Origin of the sequence: Mycobacterium sp. E3251 (assembly GCF_001666835.1) — a bacterium.
Lineage (GTDB): Bacteria > Actinomycetota > Actinomycetes > Mycobacteriales > Mycobacteriaceae > Mycobacterium.
In genome coordinates, this window is sequence record NZ_LZJF01000042.1 from 1 (window position 1) to 12,789 (window position 12,789).

Sequence of the window (12,789 nt, forward strand, 5' to 3'; positions counted from 1 at the left end):
GGGGACGGCTCGGCCGGCGCCGACGTCGACCGCGCGACGCCGCCCGCACATCCCGGACGTGCTCCCGACGCCGGAGAGTCGCCACCGCGGCAGCGCGGTGGGCCCAGGCCCCCGCAGGCGCCGCGCCAGAACGAGCCCCCGACCGAGGCGCGGCCGTCGGGCCCGCCCACCGGCGTCGGGAGCACGTCCGGGATGTGCGGGCGGCGTCGCGCGGTGTACGCCGGCGCGCTCGGCCGAGCCGTCCCCATTGAGGCCATCGCCCATTTTGGGGGCGCCCGGCTCGTTCGGTGAGCTCACCCCGACTCCTTTGATCTCCTGCCACGACCCGCGGGACGATGGCAGTCACATTTTGTCTGGTCGGGCCGAGTCTAATTGCCCGGCTGTTCGCCGGACCCCCGGGATTGCACCGACTAGCCGTCGGACTCCGCGGCGCCTTCCGCTTCCTCGACGACCTCGTCCGCGTTTTCCTCGGCGTTGCGGGCGATGGCCAGCAGCGTGTTGTCGTCGCCCAGGTTCATCAGCCGAACGCCCTTGGTCTGTCGTCCAGCCTTGCGGACCTGCCGCGCCGCAGTTCGGATGACCCCGCCCCCGGAGGTGATCGCGTACAGCTCGCTGTCGTCGTCGACGATCAGCGCGCCCACCAGCTTGCCGCGCCGTCGGTCGAACATCACCGTCAGCACGCCCTTCCCGCCGCGGCCCTGCACCGGGTACTCCTCGATCGCGGTGCGCTTGGCGTAACCGCCGGACGTCGCGACCAAGAGGTAGGTGCCCTCGCGAACCACGTTGAGCGACAACAGGTAATCGTCGGTGTTGAACCGCATGCCCTGCACGCCGGAGGTGGCGCGTCCCATCGGCCGCAGCGCCTCGTCGGTCGCCGAGAACCGGATGGACTGGCCGTTGGCCGACACCAGCAGCAGGTCGTCCTCCGACGAGCACAAGACCGCGCCCACCAACTCGTCGTTGTCGCGCAGGTTGATCGCCACGATCCCACCGGAGCGGTTGGAGTCGAAGTCGGTGAGCTTGGTCTTCTTCACCAGGCCGTTGCGGGTGGCCAGCACCAGGTACGGGGCGTCCTCATAGCCACGGATCTGAATGACCTGGGCGATGCGCTCCTCGGGCTGGAAGGCCAGCAGGTTGGCGACGTGCTGGCCGCGGGCGGTCCGGGACGCCTCGGGCAGTTCGTAGGCCTTGGCGCGATAGACCCGGCCCTGCGTGGTGAAGAACAGGATCCAGTCGTGCGTCGAGCTGACGAAGAAGTGCTTGACGATGTCGTCTTGCTTGAGGCCGGCGCCCTGCACGCCCTTGCCGCCGCGCTTCTGGCTGCGGTACAGGTCGGTCTTGGTGCGTTTGGCGTAACCGGTCTCGGTGATGGTGACGACGACGTCCTCGCGGGCGATCAGGTCCTCGTCGCTGACCTCGCCGTCGGCCGCGACGATCCGGGTGCGGCGGTCGTCGCCGTGCTTCTCGACGATCTCGGCGAGCTCGTCGCGCACGATGCCGCGCTGGCGCTCCGGCTTGGCCAAAATGTCTTCCAGGTCGGCGATCTCGGCCTCGATCTTGGCCAGGTCGTCGATGATGCGCTGGCGCTCCAGGGCGGCGAGGCGACGCAGCTGCATGTCCAGGATCGCCTGGGCCTGGATCTCGTCGATGTCGAGCAACTCGATCAGCCCGGCCCGGGCGATGTCGACCGTTTCGGACGCCCGGATCAGCGCGATGACTTCGTCCAGGGCGTCGAGCGCCTTGACCAGACCGCGCAGGATGTGGGCGCGTTCGTTGGCCTTGCGCAGCCGGTAGGTGGTGCGGCGGACGATCACGTCGAGCTGGTGCGCCACGTAATGGCGGATCATCTGGTCGAGCCGCAGGGTGCGCGGGACCCCGTCGACGATGGACAACATGTTGGCGCCGAAGCTGGTCTGCAGCTGGGTGTGCTTGTAGAGGTTGTTCAGCACCACCTTGGCCACGGCGTCGCGCTTGATCTCGACGACGATGCGCACACCGACGCGGTCGCTGCCCTGGTCCTCGACGTTGGAGATGCCGGCCAGCCTGCCGTCGCGCACCTGTTCGGCGATCGAGGTGATGAAGTTGTCGTGGTTGACCTGATAGGGCAGCTCGGTGATCACCAAAGACGTTCGGCCTCTGGTCTCTTCGACCTCCACCACGCCGCGCATCCGGATCGAGCCGCGCCCGGTCTTGTAGGCATCGGCGATGCCCGTCGTGCCGACGATCAGGCCGGCGGTGGGGAAGTCGGGGCCCTTGACGCGCTCGCACACCGCGGCCAGGGTGGCCTCCTCGTCGGCCTCGTGGTTCTCCAGGCACCAGAAAACGGCCTCGGCGAGCTCGCGCAGGTTGTGCGGCGGGATGTTGGTCGCCATGCCGACCGCGATGCCGCCGGAGCCGTTGGCCAACAGGTTGGGGAACCGGCTGGGCAGCACCGTCGGTTCCTGCACGCGGCCGTCGTAGTTCGGGATGAAATCGACTGTCTCCTCGTCGATTTCACGCAGCATCTCCATGGCGAGCGGGGTGAGCCGCGCTTCGGTGTACCGCATCGCCGCAGGCGGGTCGTTGCCGGGTGAGCCGAAGTTGCCCTGCCCGTCGACGAGCGGGTACCGCAGCGACCAGGGCTGCGCCATGCGCACCAGGGTGTCGTAGATCGACGCGTCACCGTGGGGGTGGTAGTTACCCATCGTCTCGGCGACCGACCGCGCCGACTTGGCGTGGCTGCGGTCCGGGCGGAACCCCGAGTCGTACATCGCATACAGCACCCGGCGGTGCACCGGCTTGAGGCCGTCGCGCACCTCCGGCAGGGCGCGGCCCACGATCACGCTCATCGCGTAATCGATGTAGCTGCGCTGCATCTCCTGCTGAATGTCGACCGGTTCGATGCGGTCGCCGGCCTCGTCGCCCGGTGGCAGCGTGGTGTCAGTCATCTATTCCCCTTTGTGGGTTGGCGTGCCTGACTCGGCAGCTGGGAAGGTCAGACATCCAGGAAGCGAACGTCTTTGGCGTTGCGGGTGATAAAGCTGCGGCGCGCGTCGACGTCTTCGCCCATCAGGATCGAGAACAGCTCGTCGGCGGCCGCGGCGTCGTCCAGGGTGACCTGACGCAGCACCCGCACCGACGGGTCCATCGTGGTTTCCCACAACTCCTTCGCGTCCATTTCACCCAGACCCTTGTACCGCTGGATGCCGTCCTCTTTGTTGATCTTCTTGCCGGCCTTCAGTCCGGCCTCCAGCAGGCCGTCGCGCTCACGGTCGGAGTAGGCGAACTCGGGATCGGTGCGTTGCCACTTCAACTTGTACAGCGGTGGCTGCGCCAAGAACACGTGCCCGTTCTCGATGAGTGGTCGCATGAACCGGAACAACAGCGTCAGCAGCAGGGTCGAGATGTGCTGGCCATCCACGTCGGCGTCGGCCATCAGCACGATCTTGTGGTAACGCAGCTTGGTCAGGTCGAATTCGTCGTGAATCCCGGTACCCAGCGCGGTGATGATCGCCTGGACTTCGGTGTTCTTCAGCACCCGGTCGATGCGTGCCTTTTCGACGTTGATGATCTTGCCGCGCAACGGAAGGATCGCCTGGAACATCGAGTCGCGACCGCTCTTCGCCGAGCCGCCAGCCGAATCACCCTCCACCACATACAGTTCCGACTTGCGCGGGTCGGTGGAGCGGCAGTCGGCGAGCTTGCCGGGCAGCCCGCCGAGGTCGGTGGCGCTCTTGCGGCGCACCAGCTCTCGTGCCTTGCGTGCCGCGATACGGGCCTGCGCCGACGAAACCGCCTTGTTCACTACGGTTTTGGCTTCCGAGGGGTTGGCCTCGAACCAGTGGGTAAGCTGTTCGTTGCACACCCTCTGCACGAACGACTTGACCTCGGTGTTGCCCAGTTTCGTCTTGGTCTGGCCCTCGAACTGGGGCTCGGCCACCTTGACCGAGATGACCGCCGCCAGGCCTTCCCGGATGTCGTCGCCGGTGAGGTTGGGGTCCTTGTCCTTGAGCAGCTTCTTGTCTTTCGCGTACTTGTTCACCACCGAGGTCAACGCGCTGCGGAAGCCCTCTTCGTGCGTTCCGCCTTCGTGAGTGTTGATGGTGTTCGCGAAGGTGTGCACCGACTCCGAGTAACCACCGTTCCACTGCATGGCGATTTCGACCTCGTGACCGGGGCCTTTTCCGTCGAAGTCGATAACGCTCTGCTGGATCGGACTCTTGGTGCGGTTGATGTGCTTGACGAAGTCGACCAGGCCGCCGGGGTAATGGAACGTGCGGTGCTTGACCTTGTGCGGCGCAGTCGATTCCGCCGCCTTCTCCTCGGCGGACTTGGGCGCCTCGGCGGTGTCGCTTACCACCTCGTCGACGACCTCGTCCTGCTCGACTCGTTCGTCGGTGAGATTGATCGTGAGACCTTTGTTGAGGAAGGCCATCTCCTGGAGCCGCCGCGCGACCGTCTCGAAGTCGTACTGGGTGGTCTCGAAGATCTCGGGATCGGCCCAGAACCTGATCGTGGTGCCGGTCTTCTTGGTGGCCTCGCCTTGCTTGAGGGTGCCGGGCACGGCGCGGTCGTAGTACTGAAACCACTCGTGGCCATCGCGTTTGATGTTGACTTCCAGGCGGGTGGACAGCGCGTTGACCACCGAGACGCCGACACCGTGCAACCCACCGCTGACGGTGTAACCACTGTTCTCGCCACCGAACTTGCCGCCGGCGTGCAGCTGCGTCATCACCACGTCGACGGTGGGGGCTCCGGTGGCGTGCATGGCGACCGGAATGCCGCGCCCGTCGTCGGTGACCTCCACGCTGCCGTCATCGAGCAGCCGCACATCGACCTTGGTCGCGTAACCCGCCATCGCCTCGTCGACCGAGTTGTCGACCACCTCCCAGATGAGATGGTGCAGCCCGCGCTCACCGGTGGACCCGATGTACATGCCGGGGCGTTTGCGGACGGCCTCAAGCCCTTCGAGCACGGTGATCGCTGAAGCGCCGTATTCGTCTTGCGCCTTCTTCTTCTGGGCAGCCACGGTCGGAATGCTCTCCTTGGGGTTTCATGCGGGCGGTTCCAGTCACCGCAGCAGTCGCATGCCGCCAGTCTACCGTGATGAGCCGTCCGAACCGATTCTCTGGGCGCGTTTCTGCCCAGCTAACCGCGCCGTGCGGACGATTTCTCTATTCCCGCCGCGTCCCGACGTGCGTCAAGGCACTTCACGTCGTCCTGGCGGCTTTGAGCGGCCTGTTGATAAAGGGGTGTCTGGGGATCGTGGGCGCCGATCGAGGCGCTAGCCGTAGGTGTCGCGCGGACCCCTCCCGGCGATGTGCCGCGGCCCCTTGCGCCACGACGGCGCGGCGGGGCCGGTGATTTTCAGCGACGTCACGACCCCGTTGCCAACCGCCGCCGCGATCTTCGCCAACAGCTGCGACTGGATCATCCGCAGCTGGGTGGCCCATGCGGTGGATTCGGCGGCCACGCTGAGCACCCCGTCATTCAACGCCGTCGCGGTGGCGTGGTCGGCGATCTGCTGGCCCACCACCGACGACCAGTTGCCGAGCACGGTGCCCTCGGCGACCTGCGTCGACCAACCGCGCTTCTTCGCCAGGTCGCGCGCCAACCGCCCCAGCGGTTGCGGGTCGCGGACGTCGGGTCCCGGTCCCGACCAGCTTCTTCGCTGCCCCGCGACGCGTCGGGTGGCCGGCGGCGTCGACCGTCCCCGCCCGGCGTCCTTGCCTTGCGCGCGAGCCGCGGCGCGGGCTTCCTCAAGGGTGCGCCTGACCAGGTCGATGCCCTGCAGCCGACCCGGTTGTGCGGCGGCGGAATCCTGTTGGTCGCCGCCGGTCATGACCGCACCACCGAGACCCGACCGAGGTCGTCGTCGCGCAAATCGATGTGCACCTGCGTGGCGTCCCAGTCCGCCGGAATATCTTCCAGCACCGCGGCCGTCACCAGTACCTGCTCCGCCGATTCCGCCACCGTCGCCAACGCTCGGCGGCGGGCCGCGTCGAGTTCGGCGAACACATCATCGAGCAGCAACACCGGTTCACTCCCGTCGGCTCGCAGCAGTTCGTACGACGCCAACCGCAGCGCCACCGCGAAAGACCACGATTCCCCATGACTGGCAAAGCCTTTCGCGGGTTGATCGCCCAGCCACAGCTCCAGATCGTCGCGATGCGGGCCCACCAAACACATACCGCGATCCAACTCCGCGTCGCGGCGTTCGGCCAACGCGGCCAACAGGGCGGCCTCCAGGAACTCGCGGTCGCCCCCGCCGTCCGCCGTATGTGCGCCGATGCTGGTCCGATACGCGATCGCCGCCGGCCGCGACGCCGGGGCCAGCAACTGATAGGCCTTCTCCACCTCCGGCGCCAACTCGTTGACCAGGTCGATGCGCGCCGCCATCAACTCGGCGCCGTGCTCCGCCAACCGGCTGTCCCAGACGTCGAGGGTGTCCAGCGCGCCGCGGTCGCCCCGGTGCCGAATTCCGGCGGCGGACTTCAACAACGCGGTGCGCTGGCGCAGCACCTTTTCGTAATCCGCGCGCACGCCGGCGACCGCCGGCCGCCGCACCGTCGCCAGATCATCCAGGTAGCGACGCCGCTCCGCGGGATCCCCACGCACCAACGCCAAGTCTTCGGGAGCAAAGAGCACGGCGCGCAGAACTCCGATCACCTCGCGTGTGCTGCGCACCGGTGACCTGTTCAATCGCGCCTTATTGGCCCGGCCCGCCGCGATCTCCAGGTCGATCGCGCATTCCCTGCCCTCGTTCACCACGATCGTCGACACCACTGCGCGGTCGGCCCCAGCCCGGATCAGCGGTGTATCGGTACCTACTCGATGTGAGCCCAAGGTTGTCGAAAACCACAGTGCTTCAATGAGATTCGTTTTACCGAAACCGTTGGAACCGATGAACACCGTCCGGCCCGGCTGCAGTTCGAGGTCGGCCTGCGCCCAGGACCGGAAATCGCGCAGTCCCAAATGCCGGACGTACACCTATCCGGGTAACCGAACTGGCATCAACAGGTAGACATAATCCGTCGGCAACGCCCCGAAGGGGCCGTTCCCGCTGGGCGGACTGTCGTCGGCCGAGGCCGGCCGCAGCAACGCCGGCTTACCCGGCGTCGTGAAGCCGAACGACACCCGCTCCGAATGGACCGCTGCCAAGCCGTCGGTGAGGTAAGTGGGGTTGAACGCAATCGTCAACGGCTCGCCCACGAAATCGACGGCGAGGTCCTCCTCGGCCCGGCCGACATCGTCGGCGCCCGCGGACAGCCGCAGCGAGCCCTCGGAGAATTCCATCCGCACCTGGGCACCCCGATCGGCGACCAACGCGACCAGCTTGATCGCCTCGGTCAGCTCGGCCACGTTGATGGTGGCGACCGCCGTGTGCTCGGCCGGCAACAGCTGGCGGAACTTCGGGAACTCCGCATCCAGCAGCCGCGTCGTACTGCGCTTGCCGTTCCCGCTGATGCCCAGCAGCCCGTCTTTGCCGACACCGCTGCCGGCGCCCAGCGACAAACGGACCTCGGAGCCGTCGGCTCCCGCCCTCGCCGCCTCGGCCAACGTCTTCGCGGGCACCAGCACGGCGGCCTCGATGTCGGGGGAGGACGCGGACCACGTCAGTTCGCGCACCGCGAGGCGGAACCGATCGGTGGCCGCCAAAACCACCGTGTTTCCTGAGATCTCGACCCTGATCCCGGTCAGCATCGGCAGCGTGTCGTCGCGGCCGGCCGCAATGGCCACCTGGCTGATCGCCTCCGCGAAGAGCTCAGCGGGCAGTGTCCCGGTCTCTTCGGGCAAGCCCGGCAGCGTCGGGTAATCCTCGACCGCCATCGTCGGCAGCGAGAATCGGGCGCTGCCGCAGTTCAGCGCGACGCGATTACCGTCGACGTAGAAGTCGACGGGCTTGTTCGGCAATGCCCGGGTGATGTCTGACAACAACCGTCCGGACACCAAAACGCTTCCGGGAGAAGCGATTTCCGCTGCAACCTGCGCTTCGGCGGAAACTTCGTAGTCGAATCCGGAGATGGTCAAGCCCTCATCGGAGCCGGATAACAACACTCCCGAGAGCACCGGCACCGCCGGCCGGGTCGGCAGGTTCTTCGCCACCCACGACACCGCGTCGGCGAAAGACTCCCGCACCAAACGAAACTTCAAGTCGCTGAGGCCAGCTCTCGTCGTCGCCGCGTCCATAGCGTCCCTTCACCTGCCGAGCGTTTAGAAGTCAGTGGCTAGCCTTACCCCGCTAGCGTGGGGCTCCGCCACGAACGCCACTGACATGTCATGCCACCGGCGACCGCAACGGCAGTCGAAGAACAACCGTAGATCGTCTGGGGCCATCTTGAAAGCTAATCGCGAAGCCCGACAAGCCGGGTTACCGGCGGATCCGCGACGGGCATTCCACCGCGCGTCCCCAACGCTGTATTTCAAAGAAGAAACGACGAAGAGATCTCAGTACTAGTAATAAGGCCTGTGCAGACTGGGGATAGCGACGGCTTGACGCAGCTGGGGCGGGGTGTCGGGCTGTGGATCACCGCGTGGGCAACTGTGGGTCGCGTGTTGGGCCGCTGGGGAGGAAGGACGCCTGTGCACGCGGCGCCGCTTAGTACACGGGTGTTTGATTGCGTTGTGCACAGTCCTGCGCACAACCTTTTGGTGTGGCTCGTGTGACAGACGTGCGAGAAGTTTTTTGGAATCAATTACGCGGCCGGGGCGCCGAGAGGCCCGGAGTCAGCGCTTCGAGCGTTGCCGGATGCGAGTGGTGAGCTCTTTGACGTGATCGAAGACCTCACGCCGCTCGGCCATCTCGGACAAGATCTTGCGCTGCGCGTACATCACCGTGGTGTGGTCACGGCCGAATGCCTGGCCGATCTTGGGCAGCGACAGGTCGGTCAGCTCGCGGCACAGGTACATCGCGATCTGGCGTGACTGCGCCAGCGCGCGGGTCTTGCCGGGGCCGCGTAGTTCTTCGACGGTGGTGTCGAAGTATTCGGCCGTCGCGGCCATGATGGTCGCCGCGCTGATCTGCATGGTGCTGGCATCGGCGATGAGGTCGCGCAGGACGATCTCGGCCAGCGCCTTATCGATGGGCGTCTTGTTCAACGAGGCGAACGCGGTGACGCGGATGAGGGCGCCCTCGAGTTCGCGGATGTTGCGCTCGATGCTGCTGGCGATCAGCTCCAGGACGTCGTCGGGCACCGCGAGCCGCTCCATCTGTGCCTTCTTACGCAAGATGGCGATGCGGGTCTCGAGTTCGGGCGGCTGGACGTCGGTGATCAAGCCCCACTCGAACCGGGTGCGGAGGCGGTCTTCGAGGGTGGCGAGCTGTTTGGGCGGCCGGTCCGAGGAGATGACGATCTGCTTGTTGGCGTTATGCAGCGTGTTGAAGGTGTGGAAGAACTCTTCCTGGATACCTTCCTTGCCTTCGATGAACTGAATGTCATCGACGAGCAGGACGTCGACGTCGCGGTAGCTGCGCTTGAACGCGACCTTGCGGTCGTCGCGGAGCGAGTTGATGAAGTCGTTGGTGAATTCCTCGGTGGAGACGTACTTGACGCGCATCCCGGGGAACAACCGCTGGGCGTAGTTGCCTGCGGCATGTAGTAGGTGGGTCTTACCCAGACCCGATTCACCCCAGATGAAGAGCGGGTTGTAAGCGCGCGCCGGTGCTTCGGCGATCGCCAGGGCCGCGGCGTGCGCAAAGCGATTGGAGGCGCCGATGACGAACGTGTCGAAGGTGTAGCGGCGGTTCAGGCTGGTACCGCCGGCTACCGCCGGATCGGCGGGGTGCGGACGCTCGGTGAAGTAGTTCGGCCAACTCTGCGGCGCACCGTCGGCCCCTTCGCCGTTCTCCTCGGCCTCATCGGTGTCGATGTCGTCGTCCTCGGCGAACGACGCTTCGGGTTGGGGAAAGGGTTCGCCTTGCGGGATCACAACGTCGTTGGCGTCGTCGTCGGGCGGCGCTATGCGCACCCCCAGCTGGATCTGCTGTCCGAGCCGGCGGCTGAGGGCGTCGGTGATGGGGGCGCGGAGATGACGTTCGATTTCGTTCTGGACGAAACTGCTCGGTACCGACAGCAGCGCGAATCCCTCGACAATGGTCAACGGCTGCACCAGATTCAGCCACGCCCGTTGCTGTGGCGTCAGGGGAGCGATGAGCGTGGTGCGGTTGGCGGCGACCCCGTCGGGGGTGGATTCGCCGTTCAGTTCGGAAACAACCGCGTTCCACACGGTCGTGAAACCTGAACCGGGGTCATCGGTCAACGACGCATCCCCCTGGTTCTCGAGCATCCCGGGTCGAGGTACAACCACGCTTGGTGACAAAGCGACTGTCCACATAGTTATACACAGGTGTGGACAGGATGGGCGTATGCGAACCAGAACCTACCGGCGACGGCTCGCGATCTCCGTGCTGGAAGAAAACCGTTGAAGGCTGTCTAGGCAGCTAGTCGACCCACCATCCTCGCTTCGTTGTGGAGCGCCGTTGCAGTCTAAAACGACACTGGCAGAAGCTAACAGTTTTCCGTGCGGCTGCCAACCGTTCTGCTGCATTCCAATCGCGTTGTTTAGGGTTCCTTGGGCCCGGTTCGGCTCGAGACCGGGGTGTGCGTTGGGGCAGGCCAGGTTTGACCAGGCGAAGCGTGGTCAGTACCCTCAAACAGTCGCCCGAAAGTCGGCGATGCGGCTGCGACCCAGGTCTGCCTGGGGACCGCGCCGGCCAGCAGCAAGATTACCTCCGACCGACCCGCAGACGAACCTGAGCAAGACGTCTGGCCGGCCGGATGGAAATGCGAGATACAACGAGGAGAACGTCGTGGCCAAGGGCAAGCGGACCTTCCAGCCGAACAACCGGCGCCGAGCCCGCGTGCATGGCTTCCGGTTGCGCATGCGAACCCGCGCCGGACGCTCGATTGTGTCGAGCCGGCGCCGTAAGGGGCGCCGCGCGCTATCTGCCTGATCGCAACGTCGGGTTTTTCGGCGGTGCTTTCCGCACGCAACCGTATGAGGCGGTCCACGGAGTTTGACGCGACCGTGAAGCACGGCGTCCGCGTCTCGCAGCGCGACATCGTGGTCCACGTCCGGCGGGCGGGAGATCACGATACGGCGACGGCTCCGCGGGTCGGATTGATCGTCGGGAAATCGGTGGGCTCGGCCGTGGAACGGCACCGGGTCTCACGCCGGCTGCGACATGTGGCGCGCTCCGTTCTGGGCGACCTCCACGATTCCGATCAGCTGGTCATCCGGGCGCTGCCCGGCAGCCGGACCGCGTCGTCGGAGCGGTTGGCCCACGAGTTGCGCCGAGGGTTGCGCCGGGCGTTCGAGTCGGCGGGACGGCAAGGGTGACCGCGCCGACGCGTGCCGCCGTCCATACGCTGGGTGCGGCGACCGCACGGGGCCTGATTTTTCTGATCCAGCTGTACCGGCACATGGTTTCGCCCCTGCGGCCGGCGACATGTCGCTTCGTGCCGACCTGCAGCCAGTACGCGGTCGACGCACTGAACGAGTACGGCTTGCTGCGGGGGAGTTGGTTGGCTGTGGTCAGGCTTGCCAAGTGCGGACCATGGCATCGGGGTGGATGGGATCCGATACCGGAGCGCCCGGGATGTCACGTGAACTTCGAAGATGCCAGCGACGTTTGGGCCCGCCCGGCGGCGCGAGGGGAGAGTGGAACTCTTGTTTGATTTCTTTAGCCTCGACTTCGTCTACTACCCGGTGTCGTGGATCATGTGGGCCTGGTACAAGCTGTTCGCCTCGATGCTGGGACCGTCGAACTTCTTCGCGTGGGCGCTGTCGGTGATGTTCCTGGTATTCACTCTGCGGGCGCTGCTGTACAAGCCCTTCGTGCGGCAGATCCGCACCACGCGTCAGATGCAGGAACTGCAGCCGCAGATCAAGGCGCTGCAGAAGAAGTACGGGAAAGACCGCCAGCGGATGGCGCTGGAGATGCAGAAGCTCCAACGCGAGCATGGGTTCAACCCCATCCTCGGGTGCTTGCCGATGCTCGCCCAGATCCCGGTGTTCATCGGCCTGTATCACGTGTTGCGGTCGTTCAACCGGACCACCGGGGGCTTCGGCCAGCCGCACCTGTCGGTGGCGCAGAACCGCCTCACCGGAAACTACGTCTTCACCCCGACGGACGTCGGGCACTTCCTGGATGCCAACTTGTTCGGCGCACCGATTGGCGCGTTCATGACGCAGCGGACGGGGTTGGACGCGTTCACCTTCTTCAGCCGGCCGGCGGTCATCGCGGTTGGCGCGCCGGTGATGATCCTGGCCGGCATCGCGACCTACTTCAACAGTCGGGCATCGGTGGCGCGGCAGAGCCCGGAAGCAGCGGCCAATCCGCAGACGGCGATGATGAACAAGCTTGCGCTGTACGTCTTTCCGCTCGGCGTGGTCGTCGGTGGTCCTTTCCTGCCGCTCGCGATCATCCTGTACTGGTTCGCGAACAACATCTGGACGTTCGGTCAGCAGCACTACGTGTTCGGCATGATCGAAAAAGAGGACGAGGCCAAGAAGCAAGAAGCGCTGCAACGCCGGGCGGCCAACGCGCCGGCGCCTGGGGCCAAACCGAAGCGCAACCCCAAGGCGGGACAGCCGGGGGGTAACGGGTCTTCGACCGCCGAATCGGCGGCGGACTCCGAGGCCGCCGATGGCGAAGCCCCGCCGGCGGAGCGCGGGGCGGACAAGCCGAATCCGAGTGCACAAAACGGTGGCACGCCCAACCGCACTCCGCGGCCGGGCGCGCGACCCAAAAAACGCAAACGCTGACAAGGGAGACATCGCCGTACCGGGCTGCCCTGGGAGGGTGAC

10 protein-coding genes and 1 pseudogene are annotated in these 12,789 nt (G+C 65.9%); 5 read left to right on the top strand and 6 right to left on the bottom strand.

Features of this window, described 5'->3' with window-relative positions:
* Positions 1-291: pseudogene (locus A5697_RS28255) on the top strand (hypothetical protein); the annotation flags it as partial.
* Positions 292-410: 119 nt separating this feature from the next.
* Here A5697_RS28255 and gyrA read toward each other — a convergent pair.
* From gyrA to dnaA, 6 genes are all read right to left on the bottom strand, one after another.
* Complete coding sequence (gyrA, locus tag A5697_RS05415; protein WP_067948135.1) at positions 411-2,927, bottom strand: DNA gyrase subunit A; 2,517 nt, start codon at positions 2,925-2,927, stop codon at positions 411-413.
* A 47-nt stretch (positions 2,928-2,974) separates the two neighbouring features.
* Entirely contained in the window at positions 2,975-5,008 is a 2,034-nt protein-coding gene (gyrB, locus tag A5697_RS05420) for a DNA topoisomerase (ATP-hydrolyzing) subunit B (RefSeq protein WP_067948133.1), read from the bottom strand.
* Between the two features lie 255 nt (positions 5,009-5,263).
* Positions 5,264-5,821, bottom strand: coding sequence for a DUF721 family protein (locus A5697_RS05425; RefSeq protein WP_067948131.1), 558 nt, complete (start codon positions 5,819-5,821; stop codon positions 5,264-5,266).
* Positions 5,818-6,969: a DNA replication/repair protein RecF gene (gene recF, locus A5697_RS05430; protein ID WP_068008634.1), complete on the bottom strand. Its 1,152-nt coding sequence runs from the start codon at positions 6,967-6,969 to the stop codon at positions 5,818-5,820. The genes A5697_RS05425 and recF overlap by 4 nt, the downstream gene beginning before the upstream one ends.
* The gene (dnaN, locus tag A5697_RS05435; protein WP_067948127.1) at positions 6,970-8,169 is read right to left on the bottom strand and encodes a DNA polymerase III subunit beta; all 1,200 of its coding nucleotides are present in this window, start codon (positions 8,167-8,169) and stop codon (positions 6,970-6,972) included. It abuts the gene before it with no gap.
* Between the two features lie 537 nt (positions 8,170-8,706).
* Positions 8,707-10,239 (bottom strand): chromosomal replication initiator protein DnaA, encoded by a 1,533-nt coding sequence (dnaA, locus tag A5697_RS05440; protein ID WP_067948139.1) that lies wholly within the window; start codon positions 10,237-10,239, stop codon positions 8,707-8,709.
* 550 nt (positions 10,240-10,789) lie between these two features.
* On the opposite strand from dnaA, the gene rpmH reads away from it, so the two are divergent.
* Genes rpmH through yidC form a run of 4 tightly spaced genes read left to right on the top strand, consistent with a single transcriptional unit; the run spans position 10,790 to position 12,747 of the window.
* Positions 10,790-10,933: a 50S ribosomal protein L34 gene (rpmH, locus tag A5697_RS26955; protein WP_073880743.1), complete on the top strand. Its 144-nt coding sequence runs from the start codon at positions 10,790-10,792 to the stop codon at positions 10,931-10,933.
* A gap of 23 nt (positions 10,934-10,956) precedes the next feature.
* The gene (gene rnpA, locus A5697_RS05445) at positions 10,957-11,319 is read left to right on the top strand and encodes a ribonuclease P protein component (protein WP_067948125.1); all 363 of its coding nucleotides are present in this window, start codon (positions 10,957-10,959) and stop codon (positions 11,317-11,319) included.
* Complete coding sequence (gene yidD, locus A5697_RS26960; protein WP_082953247.1) at positions 11,316-11,657, top strand: membrane protein insertion efficiency factor YidD; 342 nt, start codon at positions 11,316-11,318, stop codon at positions 11,655-11,657. Before rnpA ends, yidD begins: the two co-directional genes overlap by 4 nt.
* Entirely contained in the window at positions 11,641-12,747 is a 1,107-nt protein-coding gene (gene yidC / locus A5697_RS05450; protein WP_156673169.1) for a membrane protein insertase YidC, read from the top strand. Before yidD ends, yidC begins: the two co-directional genes overlap by 17 nt.
* The last annotated feature ends 42 nt before the right edge of the window (positions 12,748-12,789 follow it).

Bases quoted from the DNA above. Each gene is read 5' to 3' on its own strand.
- gyrA (WP_067948135.1), bottom strand. From the start codon at position 2,927: ATGACTGACACCACGCTGCCACCGGGCGACGAGGCCGGCGACCGCATC.
- A5697_RS05425 (WP_067948131.1), bottom strand. From the start codon at position 5,821: ATGACCGGCGGCGACCAACAGGATTCCGCCGCCGCACAACCGGGTCGG.
- dnaN (WP_067948127.1), bottom strand. From the start codon at position 8,169: ATGGACGCGGCGACGACGAGAGCTGGCCTCAGCGACTTGAAGTTTCGT.